Genomic DNA, 21,850 nt, shown 5'->3' on the forward strand with positions numbered 1-21,850 from the left:
TTTTTCATGGGGCGGTACACAGGATACGCCCATCCTTGACACCTGGTCTGCAAGCCTGATTACTTGCCGAGCGGGTTCGCCGCCGGGCTGGCCGGAGCACGAGTGCGGCTATCGCCCTTGAGCTCCTGCGGGTTATCCCATGTTCCGCCGATTTCGTACTCGTCAGCCGCCAACTGATTCAGCGGGTCTTTCAACAGTTTTTGCGCAACATACGCGGCAGCGCCCACCACCGGCCCCCCTGCCAGCGCCGCTATGGACAGGCTGTCGCTTAGGTAAGGCGTGACCTTGATGTAAAGGTGCTGGGTTTCTTTCTGCAGGTCGGTTTCACCGCGCATATCCACGCGTGCGGTTGGGCCTTCCATGCGGAAATCATCGCTGCGCATCACGCCTTTGTCGATCTTGACGCTACCGCCGATTTTATCGAAGGTAAAGCCGCTACTGAAGACATCGCGGAAATCAAACGTCAGGCGGCGCGGCAGGTTTTGCAGACTCAGCATGCTAAACAAACGACCAACGCCAGGCTGAATTTTCAGAATCTGCCCGTGGCGCGCATCCAGTTGCAAGTTGCCGCTCAAGCCGGCAGAGTTAAACTCATGTGGACTGCCTGGCCATTTCAGCTGACCAGTCAGGTCGGCTTCGCCACCCTTGACGGTGCCGGGGTAGCCAAAGCGTTCCAGGGTCTTGCCCAGATCTTTGATATCCCAGTTCAGGGTGATGCGGGTATTGGGGTTACGCTTCCAGTTATGCCATTCGCCCTCGGCAGTCAGGGTGCTATCCGGATTGATGATCTTGAGTTTTTCTATGCTCCAGTCATCATTCTGCTCGCTGGCCTGCAGCTCTAGCCGCCCAAGCTTTTTGTTCCCCATTTCGTAGTTTTCCGCCACGATATCCAGAGCCGGGTATTGCTGCGCCTGCTGCTTGAAATCGCCCTGGGTGCGCAGCTCTGCGGTATTCGGCGTGGAGCTGGGGGAAATCAGGTTTTTCAGCCGGGCAATGACCTTCCCATTGCCTGCGCTCAGCCATTGAATGTCGCCATTCATTTCATGACTCTGCACATTCAACTGCCAGCCGCCAGTGATGGGGCGCGCGTTAAGCTTGAGGCTATTGATGCGCTTGTCAAAAATATCCAGGCGATTAACCGTCAGGTCGACCTTGGCAATCGGCGGCAGGGCAGTACTGTTATTGCCGCTTGTTACGCTGGCCGCCGGGGCAGCGGCGCCATTAATGCTGGGGGTATTGCTCGTAGCCATGCTGGCAGTGGCTTTGTCTGCCAGATTACGCCATTCATCCGCATCCAGCTGTTCCAGTACGGCGCGCACGTTAATGCCAGGTTGCGCACTTTGGCTTGGCGACTCGGCGGGTGCATTCACGGCAATGTCACCATGGTCTATCTTCATTTTTCCGTTCAGCTCGGAACGGAGTATTTTCGCGGTGATGAAATTGCCCAGCGCGACATTGAAGCTATCTTGCGATGGCGTTGTTTGGCGCTTCTCAACGTGCAAAGGCATGATGTCCGCTGGCGATTTGTTCAGTGGCGGTGGTAGCGACGAGGTAATGCCCACCAGACTTGAGTCTATGGTCAGATTGAGCATTTTGTTCTGGATATGGATATCGCCGTTCCAGTCGGTGCTGCCCGAAATACGGTCTGCCATTCCGGGGCCAAATGCCTGGCGCAGGCCAGCATCATTGAGGCGGCCGCGTGCGGTGATATGAACGGAATGATCCTTGTTGGTTACCAGATTGAGTACGGCAGGGCCGCCATAAATCCAATGGCTGACATTCTGGGCATGCAGTCCGTTTTCGGTGAATTCCAGCTTGCCATTGATGCGGGTGATCTCGGGGATTTCCTTATCACTCATGCTGCCATTCTTGATGGTGTATGCCCCTTTTACCTTGGTGTTATTGGGGTCATGCAAGGGGATGTTCAACTGCAGGTTGAGCTTGCCATCGCCGGATGTTACCAAGGTGGGCGTGAAGCCCTCTGCCAGATGCAGCAAGGGGCTGTTGTTGATGAAGCGTATGCCATCGCTGACCAGGCCGCTGGCTTCGCCTGTGATGTTGAGGACAGGCTCAGCGACATGCAGTCCAGGGATGGCAATATTGGCTTTCGTGATGCGCGTTCCCAATATCGTGCCATCGGTGGCATTCAACTCCATGCGATTGCCCTCAAACAGCATGTCCAGCTTGATGCCCAGGATTTTGGGCCAGCCTGGGGCATAGTCCAGCTCCCCGTCATTGATTTTGGCGGTGACACGGAACAGGCCGGTTTTGTTATTCGGGTAGGGGAAATCATGCAGATTGCCTTTGACCGTCACATTGATATCCTGGCCACGACCCTTCAGAATCGCGCTATCCAGCCATGCCAGCGTATGTTCGCCGAGAATCTTGGGGTAGTAGAAGCGGGCATACTGCGCATCGGCCTGACCAAACTTCGCATTCAGGTCCAGATAGCCACCCTTGACGCCGTTCATCAGGTAGTTGGCATTGATGGTTCCGGCCAGATGGGGGTTGGCGATGGCGAAATTCTTGACGCGAATATCCAGCCCAGTTTTATTGTGGGTCCATTTTACTTCGCCACTCAGGCGGTCAGCCGGAATCGGCCAGCGCATGATGTTTTCCAGCTCAAGCGACGCGTTGCGCGCATTCAGTGTCAGTGTGCCGTTATCTTCGTCTGCATCCACGCTGCCGCTGAGATTGCTGAAGCCAGGGAACTGTTTGAAAGGCCGCATGCCAAGATTGCTGAATTTGCTGCGCAAGCTGTATTCCTGCGGAATTGTCTCGCTACCGCGCCAGCTGATATCGACATTTTCCAGCTTGCCGGTAGGGCTGATCTCCTGCAGGTTTTGCTTCAAGTTCTTTGGCAGCGGAATGTAACCCGCAAACGTGTTCAAGGTGTCCAGCAGAATCTCGTCCAGGCGAACGCGACCTTCAATCCATTGTTTGTCCTTGATCCAGCGCTCGCGCAGGCTGATGCTGCCGTTTTGCATGTCCAGGCCATCGGGGGTATTCAGCTTGATGTTTTCGGCGGTGAATTCCTGCCCATCTTTATGTTTGTCCCAGCTCAGGCGGCCGGAAAGGTGGTTGAGCGTGGCTTGCGGGCTGCTTGCCGATAAGCGCGTTTTAACATCACTCAGGATGACATCGCTGACAATATTGCTGGGCTTGCCGTCATCCAGCTGCAACCAGAAACGGGCTGCGCCATAGCCTTCATAAAGATCGAACGGATAGGAAATCCATTTGCGCCAGGCCGAGATATCTGTGCCCTCCAGCTTGGCGTACACAGTGCCACTCCAATCTTCTGGCTGGCTGATGTCTTTGCCGTAGAGGTTGCCGCGGATGTCGATGGGGGCGGATGAACCGGCGGAAGGCAAGGCGCGCAGACCAAACATATGATGGCCTATCAAGCCTTTCCAAGCCGGGCTGACCACGCGCAGATTCAGTTGCGTCAGGCTGAGCGGAGGGGCTTTGCGCAATTCGTCTTCCCAGATCACGCTGGCGTCCAGCACATCAATGCGCGACTGTCGCAGCGCCCAGTTGGCAAATTGTGGCCGCGAAGGGCCGCCCATGGCCATGCCGGCCACATACAGGGTGCCTTGTGCGTCGCGGCGTATGGTCAGCTCAGGCTGGTAAATTTCGATGCTGGAAAGTCTGGGCTCCAGCAGAGGAATGCTGAGCCAGGACAGGCTTGCTTCCACATGCCCCAGGCTAAGGGCAGGGCGCTCTTCCGCGTCGTGGATATCCACGTTATACAGGCTAAGGTGGGGGTTGAGGCCATCCCAGCTGGCCTTGATTTCACCGATGCTGACTTTCTGGCCCATCGCGGCGGTGGCGCGTGCTTCGATATCCGCTCGATATTTGTCTATGTTGGGTAACACCAGATAACGCATGCTCAGTACCGCAGCCGCAAATGCAAAGATGGCGAGCCACAGGGTGAGCAGGGTAAATCGGTAAACCCAAAACAGAGACTTTTTGACCATAATCTTTCAAAGCCGTACCTGTTAGCCGGTACGTATAGAGGGAGCGGTGCGCCGCAATGCTAACAACCTGTGAGTATTTCATTTTCAATACAGATTGGTCAACGCTTTAGGCGATTAAATTGGCCGTTGGAAGCGGGTTTCCGCCACTTTTGTTGGATATGGCGGAGGCGGGAATACCCTGATTCATTTAAAATGTCGCCTTTGGCCTTTAGACAAGGCACAGCAGATAAAGAGACCAGATTGATTCAATTCAAGAATCTCCACCTCACACGTGGCGTAAAAGTGCTGATTGAGGATGCCAGCTTCCAGCTGCACCCCGGCCATAAAGTCGGTTTAACAGGCGCCAATGGCGCGGGTAAATCCAGTGTGTTTGCCATGTTGCGTGGCGAGCTGCACCCGGAGTCGGGCGATCTTGATATTCCTCCGCATTGGGTAATCGCCCATGTGGCGCAGGAAACACCCGCGCTGCCGGATGCGGCCATCGAGTTTGTACTGGATGGGGATGCGGAATTGCGGCGCCTGGAGCATGAGGTGAAAGCAGCGGAAGAGGCACAGGACGGTGTGCGGCTGGGCGAATTGCATGCGCGCCTGGGTGAAATTGGTGCCTATGCAGCGCGGGCCCGTGCTGCCGAGCTGATGGATGGTCTGGGCTTTACTTCGGCGGACCTTGAGCGTCCGGTATCGGATTTTTCGGGCGGCTGGCGCGTGCGGCTGAATGTGGCGCGAGCGTTGATGTGTCGCTCTGATTTGCTATTGCTGGATGAGCCCACCAACCATTTGGACCTGGATGCGGTTATCTGGCTGGAGAGCTGGCTGAAAAGTTACCCGGGCACCTTATTGCTGATTTCGCATGATCGCGATTTTCTGGATGCGATTGTCAATCACATTGCGCATATCGAGCAGCAGAAATTCACGCTGTATCGCGGCGGTTATTCGGATTTTGAGCGGCAGCGTGCCGAGCGCCTGGCGCAACAGCAATCAGTGTATGAACGCCAGCAACGCGAAGTCGCCCATCTGCAAAGCTACATCGACCGTTTTCGCGCCAAAGCCACCAAAGCCCGGCAGGCCCAAAGCCGCATCAAGGCACTTGAGCGCATGGAGCTTATCAGTGCAGCACATGCGGACAGTCCTTTTGGCTTCGAATTTCGTGCACCATTGGCGACCCCGGATCCGTTGCTGGTGCTGGATGACATGGCGGCTGGATACGCAGGCAAGACCGTGCTGGATGATATAGCCCTGACCATACGGCCAGGTGAGCGTATTGGCCTCTTGGGGCGCAACGGGGCGGGTAAATCCACCCTGATCAAGCTACTTTCCAATAGCATGCCTGCCTTGGGTGGCAAGCGGGTGGAAGGCAAAGACCTCAGCATAGGCTATTTTGCCCAGCATCAGCTTGAGCAGCTCCGGGCCGATGAGTCTCCACTGCAGCACATGCTGAGACTTGATCCGCAAACACGCGAGCAAGAGCATCGCAATTACCTGGGTGGCTTTGACTTTCGCGGCGACATGGCCAGTGCGCCTTGCGGGATGTTTTCCGGCGGTGAAAAGTCACGTTTGGCCCTGGCGCTATTGATCTGGACGCGCCCCAATCTGTTGCTGCTGGATGAGCCAACCAACCATCTGGACCTGGAAATGCGCCATGCCCTGACGGTGGCGCTGCAGGCTTATGAGGGTGGCGTAGTGCTGGTGTCTCATGATCGGGCATTGCTACGCGCAACCTGCGATCGTTTTATTCTGGTCGCTGATGGCAAGGCACAGGTATTCGATGGCGATCTTGAAGATTACCGGATCTGGCTGGCGGAGCAGAAGGCGCAGGACAAATTGCGCGCGCTACCCCCGCAGACCGAACTTGTAAAAAAGAACGACAAAGCCCAGAACAAAGCTGAGCGTCAGGCCAGGCTGGCCGAACGCCGCCCGCTGACCAAGGAAGCGGAACAACTGGAGAGTCGCATGGCCGATTGGCAGCAGCAGAAAGTGGCGCTGGAAGCGCGTTTGGCCGATGGCGAGCTTTATAGTGCCAACGACAAGAGCGAGCTGCAGCAGTTACTGAAAAAACAGGCCGAGCTGACGCAGCAGATAGAAACTGCTGAAGAGCGCTGGCTGGAGGTCATGGCACAGCTGGAAAGCATGCCGGCCGCATAATCCTGCTTAATTTTTTACCCATTGAATCAACGGAAAAACACCATGCAATATTCTCAACGATTGAATCTGCTCTACGGCATTGCGCTGCATGAAATGGGCGGCGATGCCGGCTCCATCAGCGTGGACGACGGTGATGTGCAGGATGCTGCGCATTTCCTGGCATGCTATCTCACTGTCAAGGCGATCCAGCTGGCAGAGCGCTCCCCGGCGGATGAGCGCGTTGAAAATTTTGACATGCTGAGTGTCTATCAGGCCTATGCCATGCTGGTATATACCTATCTTGTATTGCCCTTAGGCGATGAAGGTGTGCAGCCGGACTTCCAGAAAACGGCCGTGACCATTGCCAAATCCTTGTTTGTGGAGCTGAGCGAGGATGAGTGGCTGGAGATTATTGAGTCCGGTCAGCATAAATATCAGCTGATCGGGGATGCAGAGGCCGAGCACTGGATGAACTACCGGCAGGATCTGGACAAAGCCGTGGTGGCGTTTGTCGTCGCCGGGACGGATGAGAATGCACCATTCAGTCCTGAGGATATCTTGCCTATTTTCGGCACCATGCTGAGCATGCTGTGCGAAGCCTTTGAAAGCCTGTGATGTTGCACTGCTGGGAGTGAAGCTGCCAGCCTCTCATATGATGAATTTTGAGAAATAAACAAAAAGGCGCGGTCAAATGACCGCGCCTTTTTGTTTTCAGGACTTTAAAGACCTGCTTATGCTGAATACGACAAGCTGGAAGAGTTGCTATCGTTCAGCCCATACGCAGAAATCAATTGCTGGATTTGCCGCGTGATCTGACTCATGGCTGAGTTGCTGGAAGAGCTGCTCGTGGAGTCGGTACTATCCGAACTGCTTCCGTTGGCTTTGTTAGTGGATTCCTTGTAAGCCATGGCTTCCTGCATGGTGACCTTGCCATCCTCATTGGTATCTGCCGCTTCAAAATTCTCGGAGATATCCGTCATCAGGCTTGAAAGCTTGCTGTCATCGGTGCTGGATGCAATGCTGGTCATCTCATCCTTGGTGAGGCCGGTGTCCTCCTTGCCTTCGCCGCCTTTAGGGGGAGGAGGTGGCATGCCTTGCGGGCCACCTGATCCGCCCATGCCGCCTTGCATGCGCATGCTGTCAAACTGGCTGTTTAGCCCGCTCAACAGATTGTCGATGCCGGACGTCATCTCATCCTTGGTAATCTTGCCATCGCTGTCGCTATCAAGTGCGCTGAAAAGATCGTCGACATTGCTGCTACTGCTATCTGAACTGATGGAAGAAAACGCCGATTCAAGATCGGTTTTTTCTATGTAGCCCTGACTTTTGGTATCCAGTTTTGAAAACAGACTACTGGCAATTTGTGATGTAGAAACGCTAGATATCATCATTGTTCTCCTTGTTGTTTTTACTGCTCCCCCCGGAACAATGTGGAACAAGGATATGGCAGGACCATACCGTGTCCACATGGACTAGTATCGGCCAAAGCGCTCCATTTTTTCGACTTGCAAGTGTTAAGTTGGGTAAAACAATGTTAAGGAAAAATCCCGCTAAATCAGCATGATAAAGCGGGTTTTAGAACATCAGGTTTGCTATCAGATCAAAGTCAAGGCGGGCTTTTTGCTGTTCTGCGGCGTGAATTTTACGGGCTCTTGTGGCTTGTGTTTGCCGAATTGCGCTTTGGTTTCTTCCAATTGCTTGCGCTGTTCAGCGGTCAATATGCCATTGATCTTGAAGTCATTGCGTACGCGGGAAAGTACAAATTGTTTTTCGATTTCACTCAACTTTTCCGCCAGTTGCTGCGCCTTGCGCTCATCAAACGTGGGGGCTTTGGCCAATGCTTCCAGCTCCTCCAGCGCATGACGACGCTGTTTTTGTTGTTCGCGCAGAGCGGGAATCTGATCATGCATCAAGGCGAATATTTGATCTTCCTGGACTTCGCTCAGATCCAGGCCGCGCAGATAAGGTGGCAGGCCGGGGCCTTGCTTGTTGTCGGGAAGAGCGGGGCCCATATGATGCGGAAACCCTGGGGCAGGGGGATCCTGCAGCAAGGGCTGTGCTTGCAATAATAATGGCAGGCTAAGGCCAAGCAGGCCAATCGCCAGTGTGAGCTTGTATAATGTGCTGGTGTTCATGATCTCTCCTGATTTGTAAGTCCTGAATCTGTAAGTCCTGAATCTGTAAGTCAAGTCGGTCATCATCGCCGACAACTGCCATGCCATTCTGCCGATTTTGTCTGTAAACCTCTGTTAAATAGAGGTTAAATTAGGTAAACCTCTGCTGTGTTTTGTGTGTAAAAATAGGTAAAACACAGGGTGCAGCGTTGTCTCATGTATGTCTCGCTCGTTATCATCATCAAATGATCAAAATGAGGAATGATGTTTACGCCATGAATAAAGTCTTGCTGATTGACGACGACGTTGAATTGGTAGGAATGCTGAAGGAATATCTTGAGCAGGAAGGCTTTGATCCAACGGTCGCCTATGATGGTGAATCAGGCGCGGAGCAAGCCTTGCGTGATACCTATGATCTGATCCTGCTCGATGTGATGATGCCCAAGATGAACGGGATTGATGCCTTGCGCGCCATTCGGGCTGAGAAAAATACACCGGTGTTGATGCTGACCGCCAAGGGCGAAGATGCTGATCGTATCGTCGGGCTTGAACTGGGGGCGGATGATTACGTACCCAAGCCATGTACCCCCAGAGAAATAGTGGCCCGCGTTCGCGCCATTTTGCGTCGCACCCAGCCTTCGGATAATGCGCAGCCAGTCCAGATTACCGTGGGTGCATTGACCCTGTGGCCGGAACAGCGCCGCGCCGAGTGGTCAGGTAATGTGCTGGAACTCACCAGTACCGAATTCAATCTGCTGGAAGTGCTGGTACGTCATGCTGGTCGTGTGGTCAGCAAGAGCGATCTTTCCTTGCAAGGTCTCGGGCGTCCCCTGGCCAGGTTTGATCGCAGTATTGATGTCCATCTCAGTAGCATCCGTCAGAAAATTGACGCCTATGCCAATGGCCGCCATTACATACAAACGGTTTATCGTATGGGTTACCAGCTCGTCCGCGAATAACTATGGGGCGGCTTTACTGGAAGTTCTTTTTCTTTTTCCTGTTTGCACAGCTGACATCGGTATTCGGTGTTGGCTTGGCCGTGTGGGCCCATAATCGCAGCCTGGAAAACTCCCGATCCCTGATTGAAGCGAGTCCTCCTGCCATGTCCGTCCTGGCCGCGGTCTCCGCGACGCTGGAGCACGGCGGTGTGGGCGCCACGCGCAAAATGCTGGAAGGCTGGCCGCAACGTCGTATGCCACAGATTTATGTGGTAAACGAGGCGGGTGAGGATCTGCTTCAGCGCAGGGTTTCTCCCGAGTTGCTGCAGCTGGCTATTTCGCAGCTCGATAAAGACGAGGCGGTGCGAAGCATTCACGCAGATGATGGTCATGAATACATTTTGTTTGTTCCCTCGCGTTCTCGCGGTGGACAGCCTCCCCCCAATGAGGGCATGGGGCATCCGGATGGACCACCGCCCGACATGCACGATCCCTCAGACATGCATCAGCCACCACCGGGCGAACGTGCTGGAGACGGGCCGCCACCCAATGGCGGCATGCGCTCACGTTTCTGGCGAGTGTTCCCATTAGTTCCGCTGTCGGCAGGGGTGATCGCCAGTCTGGTATTCGCTGCCTTGCTGGCATGGTATTTCTCCAAACCCATACGCAGTTTGCGTCAGGCATTTATTACGGCAACGGATGGGGATCTCGAGGTGCGTGTAGCCGGCTCCATGGGGCATAGGCGCGATGAGCTGAGCGATCTTGGGCGTGACTTTGACACGATGGCATCACGCCTTGGGGCTCTGCTACAAGGGCAGTCAAGACTGTTGCATCATGTCTCGCATGAGTTGCGCTCGCCGTTGGCGCGCATGCAGATGGCAATCGGCCTTGCACGGCAAAGCCCGGAAAAAGTCAGCAGCTCGCTTGAACGTATCGAGCGCGAGTCCATACGCATGGATAAATTGGTAGGCGAGCTCTTGGCGTTTTCAAGGTTGGAATCCGGTGTGACCAATATCCACAAGGAGCGCGTTGATCTTAGTGATCTCCTGTTTACATTGGCGGAAGACGCGCAGTTTGAAGGCAAGGATCGTAAGATGGAGGTGAGATTGCTGCCACACGATGATTTTGTGCTGGAAGCGCAACCAGACTTGCTGCATCGAGCGCTGGAGAACATCGTGCGAAATGCGCTCAAATATGGTCCCGATGGAAGTGATGTGGATATTGACGTCAGCAGTGATCCCGCAACACGCATGGTACTCATCCGCATACGTGACCAAGGCATGGGTGTTGCCCCACATGAGTTGGAAACCATCTTTCAGCCGTTTTATAGAGCCAACTCTGGATTGGGCTCAGATGGCCACGGCATCGGGCTTGCCTTGGCCAAGCAGGTGGTCGAGATGCATGGCGGCAAAATTGCCGCGCGCAATATTTCTCCTGTAGGCTTTGAAGTCGCCGTCCAACTGCCATATCTGGACTAGCGCTGCATCAACTCGACTCATGAGTGCGATGTAGCGCGCATCATCCCCTCAATATTTTTCTATCATTTCATCTCTCTGCAGATTTTCCTTCTCGCGGCGATTTCCTTCGGGTAATCGCCTGCGCATCGTAATGGCATAAGCCTCTTTTTGTACATTGAATTTATACTTTATTAAAATCAATGGCTTGAGATTTTATTTGGTCGCTTTTGATGCTCTTGCCTGCTTGTTTTTCCGTTTTATAACTTCCTGATAATCCTCTTCCGCACGTCTTCCATATAGCACCTTGAGCCAATGGTTGAGGTGTGAATCTACTGCTAGCCTTTCACTTGTTCATAGCAACTCTCCAGGCTGCAGAAAACCTGGCTTGCTCTGAGCAATGCATGGCAAATCCAAAATAAAAATTGATGAAGGAATGTTGTACCGGGTTGTGCATCCGGCAGCCATCAATACTGATGACCGGATACGCAAATAACTATAAAGCAGGTTCACAAGCGTCTATAGGGGTTCATATGAGTATTACACAAGTTAAAACGCTGCCCTTGCTCCAAGGGCTCCCTCAGCCATTGCTGGATGAGTATTCCCGATATTTCAGAATGTTTCGAATCGAGAAAAAGCATTTTGTATGTCATAAAGGGGATGAGGCCAATGAGTTGTTTTTCTTGCTGAGTGGTCGCCTCATGGTGGTGGATATTTCGCTGGAGGGCCGCCAGACCGGGCTTAACTTCATCGCTCCGGGTGATTATTTTGGAGAGTTGTCGGTATTGGATGATCTGCCTCGTCCAGCTTCCATTGTTGCGGTTTCAGAGTCCCTCATCGCGGCCTTACCCAAAAGCAAGGTCAACAGCCTGGTCAACCATGTTCCAAAGGTTGCCGAGCGCATGTTGAAGGATATGTGCCATCGCATGCGAATGGTGACAGATCTTCGTTGTTTGCTGGGCGTGCCAAATGCATATAGTCGTGTTTTTTTGCTGATTTCCCGCATGGCAAAAAATCAGCCATATGTCGATCATTTCCCCTCGCACCAGCAGGTGGCTATCATGGTTAACACGAGCCGTGAAACCGTCTCACGCGCTCTCGGTTTACTCGTGACCGAAGGTGTGATCGAGAAGGAAGGCATGCGTCTGATCGTCAAAAATCCTGCCGCTCTGCATCAGATGGCGAGTGATTTCATGATCTCTGGATCAAAAGTCTGACGGGGGAATCAGGCCAGTATCTATCGGGTGCGTGTGGCAGTGACTGCGGGAAAGTGGAGAGGATTGCCTCTGGGTGAGGCAATCCAATGAGAGTGGATGGAGGGAGTGGGGTGACTTAATGTTTTTTTGACACAGGGAGTCTTAACATTAGCGGAGCACCCACAAGGTGACCCATTAGAGTATGATTTACGTTCGATAGTGGCCTGAATCGGGCTTTTGCCATCTAACCGACATACTCTACAGGAGGTCACGTGACACGTTTTATCGTATTTATCTTCGTTTTGCTTCTCTCTTTTCAATCGCTGGCAGCGGAAAGTGCGCCCACTGATGAGTCGATTAAAAATCTGCTGGATGCCATGAATGCAAAGCAGATGCTGGAAAAAATCCGGGCACAAAATGCAAGCTCGGTAAAAGCCTCGATTCTTGGGCAATTAGGCGGAAAGCAATTGAACTCGCAACAGGAAAAAGTTTTGAATACCACATCGGAAAAAATTTCCAGCATCATGGCTGAAGTCATGACCTGGGAAAACTTCCAGAGCATTTATACCAGCCTCTACAAAAAGAACTTTACCCAGGAAGAAGTGAATGCCCTGACCGCATTTTACAAAACGCCAGCAGGCAAATCGGCCATGAACAAAATGCCAGCGGTTACCCAGCAAATCATCCTGGAAAGCCAGAAGCTGTTGGTCCCGGTACAGGATCGAATCCAGCAGGCGGCACAAGAGGGAGCTGTCGAGTTTCGCAAAGCACAGTAACAACTTTGCTTGAAATGTAAAAGTCATGCCACGCAAGATTTTCGCGTGGCATTTTTCATTCAAGCAGGAAAAATACCTGCTAGAATCCCACTCAAGGGTTATCGGTTTCAGAGGCGTCAGGGCGCGCCTGAAACCGACTTTCGGTTTTGTAATAACTTTAATTCAATGATAAAAAACCATGATTCATCCAGAACATAATCAGCGGGAATTTTTCCGTATTCCACCACCGGGGCTGTTGTGCACTATCCCGATGATAGAAAGCGCACCTTCCTTCCCTGTACTTGATATCAGTATCGCAGGGCTGGCACTGGTATTACCCAAGAGCAAGCACAGCACACTTGAGGTTGGGGCGACGTATCACGACTGTAACTTTGTGGTGCCCGAGTTTGGCGAAATCAACGTCACCATGCTGGTCAGAAATGTACTGGAAATGAACGAGGGTACTGCCTTACGTCATTTCCGCGCTGGGTTTTCCTATGTGGACGTTAAGCCGCAAACCCAAGCCCGCCTGATGCGCTATATTGCCTATCTTGAGCGCTTGCTGCACAAGCAGCAGATTGCGGCGGAATAAGCCGACTGCATTAATTGAATGAATCAATAGAGCCTGCTGATCGCAGGCTTTTTGTTTGGATTTGCATTGAAGTGATCGCCTGAGCATTTACGCTGGGCTTTGGAGTTTCTCCGTCAACGTGTCAGGCGTTGGCTACTTCATGATAACAATATTAAGGTGATGAACATTTTTACCCGCCAAACCCGCTTTCTCGCGATTGCCTCGCTGTTCTTCATACTCGCGGCCAATCTTTCGCTATGGGTCAAGTTGCTTGAAATTTATCCTCTGGATAAGCCTTTCAGTATCAACTTGCTGCATTTCTCCAGCATTGCCTTATTTTTTGCGCTAAGCACCGTGCTTTTCCTGTTGTGGGTATGCCATGGCAGGATGGGCAAATGGGTACTGGCCACCTTGTTGCTTGTTTCGTCGCTGGCTGCTTATTACATGGATCATTACGGGGTGGTGATGGATGTTGTGATGATTAACAATATCTTTGAGACCGATGCCAAGGAAATCGCCGGCTTGGTCAATGCCAGCATGGTCTTGCGGTTCCTGGTTCTGGGCGTGATTCCAGCGGCGCTCGCCATACGCTACTGGCCGGCCTCCGAAGGACGTAAGCGAGAGCTGGTTTCCCGCGTCAAACTTTCTTTGTGGCTGTTGCTGGCGCTGATTCTGTCTATTGTCATTGCTCTCTCCAATTTCACCGGTTTTGTGAAAGAACACAAGATTACCCGGCTGTATGCAAACCCAACGGGGTGGAGTTATTCGACCCTGTCATATGTCAGCCAATATGCACGAGCAGCGAGCTCGAAAACCGTGTTGCATGAGTCTGCGGCCGATACTCAGGAGGTGGGTGTGCATCCCGAGAACGAACTTGTCATTCTGGTGGTGGGTGAAACAGCCAGGGCGGATCGTTTTTCGCTCAATGGCTATGACCGCCCGACAAATCCCGAGCTGGCAAAGCGCGATGTCATCAGCTTCAAGCATGTCAGCTCCTGTGGAACATCGACAGGTGAATCGGTGCCTTGCATGTTTTCCGCCTTGGGCCGTGAACATTACACGCGTCAGAAGGCCAGCCAGTATAAAAACGCGCTTGATGTGCTGTCAGAAGAGGGCGTGCAAGTCCTCTGGCGTGATAACAACTCCGACTCAAAAGGAGTGGCTGCCCGCGTTGAATATCAAGATTTCAAGAGTCCTACCTTCAATCCTGAATGCGATACGGAATGCCGCGATATCGGCATGCTTTCAGGCCTGGATAAATATATCGAAGGGCATAAAGGCAAAGATATATTGATCGTGCTGCATCAGATGGGTAACCATGGACCGGAATACTACCGGCGCTACCCCCAAGCCTTTGAGTATTTCAAACCTGTCTGCATGACGGGCGAACTTCGTAGTTGCAGCCAGGAAGAAATCAATAACGGCTATGACAATGCGGTTCGCTATACCGATTACTTTTTAGCCAATGTTATCGATTTCTTGAAGAAGTACGACAACACCCATGCAACCGCGATGTTTTATGTCAGTGATCATGGTGAATCATTAGGGGAGAAGGGCGTATACCTGCATGCAGCTCCTTATGCCACCGCGCCGATAGAACAAACCCACGTTCCTGCTGTTTTCTGGGCCGGTAAACACTTTGACTACCCGGTCAGCATGATCAAGGCATATGAAGATGCACCGCTTAGCCACGATGACTTGTTCTGTGCCTTGCTGATTGCCTTCGAGATGAAGACCAAAACCTGTGCGGCCAAGGATGACTGGCTATTTAAAAATCCTGATGTGAGCGGCACTTTTCGCGAAAAAAGTGCGCCATGATGCTGCCATGCCCAATGGCGATGTCTCGTCAGTTATAAATCGAATAATGTAGTTTGCGGAATGCATTCGGAGCCATTCCGCTATTGCGTTTAAAAAATTTGACGAAGTTAGTTGCTTCATCAAACCCCAACACTTCAGCGATGATGGTGACGGGCATCTGTGTATGTGTGAGCAGGCGTTTGGCTTCCAGGTTAATTCTGGCTGCAATGTATTCCTTGGCCCCCATGGTAACCGCTGCCTGTGTTGCCCGTGTCAGACTCTTCACCGTGCAGCCCAGTTCAGCAGCATAGTCGGCCACTGCGTGTTGATGCGCGAACTTCTCTTCAACCAGTTTTCTGAATCGCCGGAACCGGGAAAGCTCAGCCGGATGCGGCTCAGCCTCTGCCATCTGTTCTCCCAGCATCGTCAGCCTTAGCATCAGCGCCTGCAACTCAAACCTCAGCATGGCATTCTTCATGGCTTTGGTGCCGGCTGCCAGGGTATCTGCATGCATCTGCTTCATGCGTGCGCAAATAATGCTTTCTGCATCCGCCGCCAGATTCAGCTTGGCTGCAGCACCGTGCATCGCATTGGCCATGAAGATATTGACGCCTGCATCTTCATTCGAAGACGTCAGAAACTCCGCCTTGAAAATGATCATCCATCCATCGCAACCTTCATGAAGATCAAATTGCAGCGCCTGGTTAGGGCTCAGCAATAGCAGCGTCCCTTTGCTGCATTCAATGGGACGGTAATCCACCACCGGGGTAGAGCTACCCTCAGTGATCAGCAGCATCAGGTAGAAGTTAATCTGGTGCGCCTGCCGGAAATGGTTTTCAAGGATTCGCGTTCTCAGGATGGCAAATGGAATCACTTCAATGTCCAGCCCATAAGACGCTGGTGGTGTATAGACCACGCGTTCCAGTGCCGGAGGCGATGTTTTTTCGCGCGTGTTCAGAAAATGTCTTTTATTTACCATAAATAGCGCCAAAAATACCTGTGATTACCTCATTCAATTTCCTAATATTACCTCGTCTTATCTTTAATGTCTTTTTCCATATGGAGCTTTGAATGCGTATGAATGTTGACAAGATGCCATCGCTTTTTGCGATAGGGCTTTTGCTTCTGGCGATGAAAAGTTTCGCCGCCCCCACCTCTGAACGAAAGGAAACTGCTATGACACCCACAGCAAAGCAACAGGTAATTCAGTTACTCAAAAGTATCGAAACCGGTGAACAGGCACCCGTTGGCTACATTAATGCCGAAAAATATATTCAACATAACCTGAATGTAGGCGATGGTTTGGCAGGATTTGGCTCGGTCTTGCAGCAATTGCCCAAAGGCAGTGCCAAGGTCAATACCGTCAGGGTGCTGCAAGATGGCGACTTTGTGATCACCCACACGGAATATGATTTTTTTGGTCCCAAGATCGGGTTCGATATATTCCGGTTTGAACATGGAAAAATTGTCGAGCACTGGGATAACTTGCAGCAAACGCCTGCACAAGCCAACCCGAGTGGGCACACCATGACGGACGGAGATAAAACCATCAAAGACCTTGAAAAAACCGCCGCTAATAAAAAGCTGGTGGCCGATTTCGTCGATGATGTCCTGGTGAATGGCAAGCTGGAAAAGCTGGCGTCTTACTTTGACGGTGATCATTATATCCAGCATAACCCGGCCATTGCAGATGGCTTGTCAGGCCTGGGTGCAGCCCTTAAATATCTGGCCGAGCAAGGCATCACCATGAAATATAACCGCGTGCATCAGGTATTGGGCGAAGGCAATTTCGTACTGGTGATCAGTGAAGGGGAGTTTGCCGGCAAGTGGACTTCTTTTTACGATCTTTTCCGCGTGCAGAACGGCAAGATCGCCGAACATTGGGACACCATGGAAGCAATCCCGCCGCGGCAGGACTGGAAAAATCAGAATGGAAAATTCGGATTCTGATTGAGTGCTGAGCTGTAAAACAAAAAAGCCCACAAAACGGTGGGCTTTTTTTATATTTGGCTCCCCGACCTGGGCTCGAACCAGGGACACACGGATTAACAGTCCGTTGCTCTACCGACTGAGCTATCGGGGAATATCGGTCAAAGTTCATCGGAAAAAAAGCCCACAAGACTGTGGGCTTTTTCATATTTGGCTCCCCGACCTGGGCTCGAACCAGGGACACACGGATTAACAGTCCGTTGCTCTACCGACTGAGCTATCGGGGAATCGATGAAGGCGCTACTATAAAGACTCGGCGGGCTTCGGTCAACATTTTTGTGCAAAAAACAGCGTGTAAAATCGACTGTTTTTTTGCGGAAAAATGTGGCTAAAATCCGCCTGATCTTATGCTTTTATAATCAAACAGTAAGTGCCTTTTCAATCCGGTCGAGGGCGTTTCTCAGGTTTTCCATGGACGTGGCAAACGAGATACGGAAATAGCCTTCGGCACCGAATGCAGAGCCGGGAACGACGGCAACGCCGACATTTTCAAGCAGGTATTCTGACAAGGCCATATCGGTGGTATCGCTAATTACGCCTGCCTTGTGCAGATTGGCGATGGCAACGCGCGCATCGGGGAAGGCGTAAAACGCGCCGCCAGCCTTGATACACTTGAGGCCTGGCATCTGGTTGAAGCGATTCACCACGTACTCGTGACGCTCGCGGAAGGCTTCTACCATGGGGGTGATGCATTCCTGCGGGCCTTCCAGCGCGGCTTGCGCAGCGACTTGTGAGATGGAGGTGGGGTTGGAGGTGGATTGCGACTGCAAAATCTCCATGGCCTTGATGATGTGAGCTGGGCCTGCGGCATAGCCAATACGCCAGCCGGTCATGGAGTAGGCTTTGGATACGCCATTCAGCACCACGCAGCGGCTCTTGAGTTCAGGCGTGGCATTCAGGATGTTATGGAATTTTTCGCCAGTGAGGTTGACGTGTTCGTACATGTCATCCGTGGCAACCAGAATCTGCGGATGCTTCTTCAGCACCTCACCCAGGGCCTGCAACTCAGCCAGGGTATACACCGAACCTGTTGGGTTAGATGGCGAGTTGATCATGAACATGCGGGTTTGCGGCGTGATGGCGGCTTCGAGTTGCGCTGGCGTGAGTTTGAAGCCTTGTTCAATGCCGCACTCGATAATCACGGGCTTCGCACCTGCCACCATGGCGATGTCAGCGTACGATACCCAGTAAGGCGCAGGCACAATGACTTCGTCGCCCGGGTTGAGCACAGCCAGCGCCAGGTTGAAAATACATTGCTTGCCACCTACGCCGACGATCACTTCCTTTTCGGTATAGTCAAAGCCGTTTTCATTTTTGAACTTGGCGACGATGGCTTTTTTCAGGCCAGGAATGCCACTGACAGGGGTGTACTTGGTGAAGCCGCTGTCGATGGCTTTTTTGGCGGCATCCTTGATGTGTTGCGGCGTATCGAAATCGGGTTCGCCAGCGCCGAGACCAATAATGTCGCGGCCTTCAGCCTTTAGCTTGGCTGCACGTGCCGTCACAGCCAGAGTGGGGGATTCTTTGATGGTTTGAACGCGCTGCGAGAGCGGTAAAGCTAAGGGCTCCAAAGTAACTTCCTTGAATGGGGGTGAGTGATAAAGCGCTAATTTTACTCACAAAACCCATCCTGCGGAACTGGCAGCGCGTTTTTTTGATTGTTCTTTCATGTGCTTGTCATGAAATTCATGCTCGGTATTTCAGCATTCCAGCTTGCAACCCACAGTATCGCCGAATTCCTCTGCAATATTTTTATCCAGATTGATCAACGCCAGGCTGATTTTATGCACTTCCTGCTTGTCGCCCTTGTCGTTGGCGATAACACCTATCCTGAATAAGGCGTCGGTATTGTTGGCATCCAGCGCCAGCGATTTGCGGTAGTGTTTTTCAGCTTCTTCGGTGCGTGCAAGCTTTTCCTCAGCCCATCCTAATTCGTACCATGCCTCGGTATTGTTGGGTTCTGCCTTGGCCCAGCTCTGAGCGATCTGTTCCAGTTTCAGCCAGTCTTCCTGCAGCTCTGGCACGGCGATGCGCAGGAAGTAGGGTTTGGTATCTTCCTCTTCCTCCCAGAAAGCCTTGCCGGTGATTTGCATGACGCTTTCAGCAGGCTGCTGGGCTACCTTGTCCAACCATTCAATCGGTACCGCATAGAAGTAAGCGACCCGCCCTATGGTTTTGAAGGTATTGATGCCCACCAGCTGACCTTCTTCGTTAAACAAGCCGCTACCGCTGGCGCCAAGGGCAAAGCGGGCAGTGCTGCGTAGGATGATGCCATCATCCAGTGGGTAAGCTGATTTGACCGTGCCCAGTGACGTGACGGGAGCGGGGGAGCCGCTGGAGTGGCCAATAGCAATCACCTCTTCGCCTTTTTTCATGTCGGAGGCTTTGCCTAGCGTGGCAGGTTTGAATGGCAGGTTGTCTGTCGTTATCAGGCAGAGGTCATGCCAGCGGTCCGCCTGTATCGAGGCAATGGTGTAAGTATCTTCGCCGCGGGATATCCATGGCTCTTTGGTCTGGCGAAAAATATGACAGTTGGTCAGCACTTTGTTGGGGGCGACAATCACCCCGGAGCCATAAGCCAGACTACCATTCTGGTTATAACCACGGATCATGACGATCGAGAAAAAGGAATCCATCAGTTTTGCACGGTCAAACGCATGCGCAGTGGGGATAAGGCTTAATGCCGTGAGCAGGGGCAGCAGGTAACGCATGAGTCATTCTCCATAATGTCGTTATTGTTGCGGCCTATGGCCGTCTTGTTTGTAAGTGAGCCTGCCAGAAAGACATTTAATTAATAATCGAGTTCGGCTTAATAGATTTGAACTGCTAGAATACCTATTCGCTTTTATAGGTGTTTGATGTGATTGTTACTTTCCCCAATAGTCGATACCAGCTTCATCAGCCTTTCCCCCCCGCCGGCGACCAGCCTGCCGCCATAGAAAAACTTATCACCGGTATAGAGCAGGGCATGCAATACCAGACTCTGCTGGGGGTAACCGGCTCCGGTAAAACCTATACCATGGCCAATGTGATTGCCCGTACCGGGCGGCCTGCCATGGTCATGGCGCCCAACAAGACGCTGGCTGCACAGTTGTATTCGGAGTTTCGCGAGTTCTTTCCGAATAATGCGGTGGAGTATTTTGTGTCCTATTACGATTACTATCAGCCTGAGGCCTATGTGCCCTCGCGCGATCTGTTTATCGAAAAAGACTCTAGCATCAATGATCACATTGAGCAGATGCGGCTCTCAGCGACCAAGTCGCTGCTGGAGCGCGAAGACAGCATTATTGTCGCCACCGTCTCGGCCATTTACGGCATCGGGGATCCGGGTGAGTACCATGGCATGGTGCTGCATATTCATCAGGGCATGAAGATCAGTCAGCGCGACATTGTGAACAAGCTGATTACGATGCAGTACGACCGTAATGACTTTGACTTCTCACGCGGTGCCTTTCGGGTGCGTGGCGATGTGGTGGATGTGTTCCCATCAGAAAACAGTGAGACGGCGGTACGCATCAGCCTGTTTGACGATGAAATCGAAACCATCCAGCTGTTTGATCCCCTGACCGGACAAGTATTCAACAAGATTCACAATTTCCGCATCTTCCCTTCCAGTCATTATGTGACTGCGCGGGAAGCGACAGTGCGGGCGATGGAAACCATCAAGCAGGAGCTGCGTGATCGCGTGGACTTCTTTATCAAGAACAACAAGCTGGTTGAGGCGCAACGCATAGAGCAGCGCACGCGGTTTGATCTGGAAATGCTTAATGAAATCGGCTTCTGCAAGGGGATTGAGAACTACAGCCGCCATCTTACCGGTCGCTCCCCGGGCGATGCGCCGCCGACACTGATTGATTATCTGCCAGCCAATGCCTTGATGATCATTGATGAAAGCCACGTGACTATTCCGCAGATCGGTGGCATGTACAAGGGCGACCGCGCGCGCAAGGAAAACCTGGTGGATTATGGGTTCCGCTTGCCTTCGGCGCTGGATAACCGGCCGCTGCGATTTGAAGAGTTTGAGCGCATCATGCGACAAACCGTGTTTGTCAGCGCCACACCTGCCGACTATGAGGCCACGCACCAGGAGCAGGTAGTGGAGCAGGTGGCCCGGCCGACTGGCCTGATCGACCCGGAAATCACCGTGAAACCGGCAGATACCCAGGTGGACGATCTGCTCTCGGAAATCAAGCTGCGGGTGGCCGTGGGCGAGCGCGTGTTGGCGACGACCCTGACCAAGCGCATGGCAGAAGATTTAACGGATTACCTCTCTGAACATGGGGTTAAGGTGCGCTATCTGCACTCGGACATTGATACCGTGGAACGGGTGGAAATCATTCGCGACTTGCGCCTTGGCGAGTTTGATGTACTGGTCGGCATCAACCTGCTGCGTGAGGGGCTGGATATTCCCGAAGTATCTCTGGTTGCTGTGCTGGATGCTGACAAGGAAGGTTTCCTGCGGTCAGAGCGCTCCCTGATTCAAACGGCAGGCCGCGCTGCGCGTAACCTCAATGGCAAGGTGATCTTTTACGCCAATAACATTACCCGCTCAATGAAGCTGGCCATGGATGAAACGCAACGGCGTCGTATCAAGCAGATGGCATTCAATGAGGCACACGGTATCGTGCCCAAGGGGGTGACCAAGCGCATCAAGGATATTATTGATGGCGTATATGACAAGGATGACGCTAAACGCGAACGGCAGGCTGCGCAGGATCAGGCCAGCTATGAAGCCCTGAGCGAAAAGCAGATCATCAAAGAAATGAAACGCCTCGAGAAATCCATGCATGACAGCGCACAAAACCTGGAGTTTGAGAAAGCAGCAGAATTCCGGGATCAGCTGAAAAAACTCAAGGCCAAATTCTACGGAACAGATGTTCCCGATATTCTGCCTTGAAGCATGAAAGCCAGTCACTGAGAGATGGCTTGATATGATGT

Annotated in this window: 16 protein-coding genes and 2 tRNA genes; 10 read left to right on the forward strand and 8 right to left on the reverse strand. The window is 52.4% G+C overall.

All coding sequences use genetic code 11. The annotated features are described in order from the left end of the window. Positions 1-59: 59 nt before the first annotated feature. Positions 60-3,977, reverse strand: a complete 3,918-nt coding sequence (locus MPQ_RS06480) for a YhdP family protein (protein ID WP_013442106.1) — start codon at positions 3,975-3,977, stop codon at positions 60-62. A gap of 240 nt (positions 3,978-4,217) precedes the next feature. Here MPQ_RS06480 and MPQ_RS06485 point away from each other — a divergent pair, with 240 nt between their 5' ends. Both MPQ_RS06485 and MPQ_RS06490 read left to right on the forward strand, forming a co-directional pair. Further along, positions 4,218-6,119 carry an ATP-binding cassette domain-containing protein gene (locus MPQ_RS06485; RefSeq protein ID WP_013442107.1) on the forward strand — a complete coding sequence of 634 codons (1,902 nt, stop codon included), beginning with the start codon at positions 4,218-4,220 and terminating at the stop codon, positions 6,117-6,119. A 42-nt stretch (positions 6,120-6,161) separates the two neighbouring features. Further along, a complete protein-coding gene (locus tag MPQ_RS06490; RefSeq protein WP_013442108.1) occupies positions 6,162-6,713 on the forward strand; it encodes a hypothetical protein in 552 nt (183 codons plus the stop codon). Between the two features lie 116 nt (positions 6,714-6,829). On the opposite strand, the gene MPQ_RS06495 is transcribed toward MPQ_RS06490, so the two are convergent. Then, positions 6,830-7,489: an EF-hand domain-containing protein gene (locus MPQ_RS06495; RefSeq protein WP_013442109.1), complete on the reverse strand. Its 660-nt coding sequence runs from the start codon at positions 7,487-7,489 to the stop codon at positions 6,830-6,832. 204 nt (positions 7,490-7,693) lie between these two features. Then, entirely contained in the window at positions 7,694-8,233 is a 540-nt protein-coding gene (locus MPQ_RS06500; protein ID WP_013442110.1) for a Spy/CpxP family protein refolding chaperone, read from the reverse strand. Between the two features lie 254 nt (positions 8,234-8,487). Between MPQ_RS06500 and MPQ_RS06505 the strand changes: the two genes are divergently transcribed. The 6 genes from MPQ_RS06505 (at position 8,488) to MPQ_RS06530 (ending at position 14,944) form a co-directional block, all read left to right on the forward strand. Then, entirely contained in the window at positions 8,488-9,171 is a 684-nt protein-coding gene (locus tag MPQ_RS06505) for a response regulator transcription factor (protein ID WP_015829986.1), read from the forward strand. Between the two features lie 2 nt (positions 9,172-9,173). Next, entirely contained in the window at positions 9,174-10,628 is a 1,455-nt protein-coding gene (locus tag MPQ_RS06510) for a HAMP domain-containing sensor histidine kinase (RefSeq protein ID WP_013442112.1), read from the forward strand. Positions 10,629-11,137: 509 nt separating this feature from the next. Further along, positions 11,138-11,821: a Crp/Fnr family transcriptional regulator gene (locus MPQ_RS06515; RefSeq protein ID WP_013442114.1), complete on the forward strand. Its 684-nt coding sequence runs from the start codon at positions 11,138-11,140 to the stop codon at positions 11,819-11,821. Between the two features lie 251 nt (positions 11,822-12,072). Further along, entirely contained in the window at positions 12,073-12,576 is a 504-nt protein-coding gene (locus MPQ_RS06520) for a DUF2059 domain-containing protein (protein WP_013442115.1), read from the forward strand. A 178-nt stretch (positions 12,577-12,754) separates the two neighbouring features. Further along, positions 12,755-13,147: a flagellar brake protein gene (locus MPQ_RS06525; RefSeq protein ID WP_013442116.1), complete on the forward strand. Its 393-nt coding sequence runs from the start codon at positions 12,755-12,757 to the stop codon at positions 13,145-13,147. Positions 13,148-13,306: 159 nt separating this feature from the next. Then, on the forward strand, positions 13,307-14,944 hold the full coding sequence (locus tag MPQ_RS06530) for a phosphoethanolamine transferase (protein ID WP_041362130.1): 1,638 nt from the start codon (positions 13,307-13,309) through the stop codon (positions 14,942-14,944). A 28-nt stretch (positions 14,945-14,972) separates the two neighbouring features. Here the strand turns inward: MPQ_RS06530 and MPQ_RS06535 are convergent, their stop codons facing one another. Further along, positions 14,973-15,902 carry a helix-turn-helix transcriptional regulator gene (locus MPQ_RS06535; RefSeq protein ID WP_013442118.1) on the reverse strand — a complete coding sequence of 310 codons (930 nt, stop codon included), beginning with the start codon at positions 15,900-15,902 and terminating at the stop codon, positions 14,973-14,975. Between the two features lie 197 nt (positions 15,903-16,099). Here MPQ_RS06535 and MPQ_RS06540 point away from each other — a divergent pair, with 197 nt between their 5' ends. Next, the gene (locus MPQ_RS06540) at positions 16,100-16,873 is read left to right on the forward strand and encodes a nuclear transport factor 2 family protein (RefSeq protein WP_013442119.1); all 774 of its coding nucleotides are present in this window, start codon (positions 16,100-16,102) and stop codon (positions 16,871-16,873) included. A gap of 57 nt (positions 16,874-16,930) precedes the next feature. Here MPQ_RS06540 and MPQ_RS06545 read toward each other — a convergent pair. The 4 genes from MPQ_RS06545 to MPQ_RS06560 all read right to left on the reverse strand — a co-directional run bounded on the left by MPQ_RS06545 (position 16,931) and on the right by MPQ_RS06560 (position 19,623). After that, positions 16,931-17,006, reverse strand: a tRNA-Asn gene (locus MPQ_RS06545). A 57-nt stretch (positions 17,007-17,063) separates the two neighbouring features. Continuing rightward, positions 17,064-17,139 (reverse strand) — tRNA-Asn (locus MPQ_RS06550). Positions 17,140-17,271: 132 nt separating this feature from the next. Then, positions 17,272-18,483 carry a pyridoxal phosphate-dependent aminotransferase gene (locus tag MPQ_RS06555; RefSeq protein WP_013442120.1) on the reverse strand — a complete coding sequence of 404 codons (1,212 nt, stop codon included), beginning with the start codon at positions 18,481-18,483 and terminating at the stop codon, positions 17,272-17,274. Positions 18,484-18,612: 129 nt separating this feature from the next. Further along, complete coding sequence (locus tag MPQ_RS06560) at positions 18,613-19,623, reverse strand: trypsin-like peptidase domain-containing protein (protein ID WP_013442121.1); 1,011 nt, start codon at positions 19,621-19,623, stop codon at positions 18,613-18,615. A gap of 149 nt (positions 19,624-19,772) precedes the next feature. Here MPQ_RS06560 and uvrB point away from each other — a divergent pair, with 149 nt between their 5' ends. Next, entirely contained in the window at positions 19,773-21,809 is a 2,037-nt protein-coding gene (uvrB, locus tag MPQ_RS06565; protein ID WP_041362678.1) for an excinuclease ABC subunit UvrB, read from the forward strand. Positions 21,810-21,850 lie beyond the last annotated feature (41 nt).

This window comes from Methylovorus sp. MP688, assembly GCF_000183115.1.
Lineage (GTDB): Bacteria > Pseudomonadota > Gammaproteobacteria > Burkholderiales > Methylophilaceae > Methylovorus > Methylovorus glucosotrophus.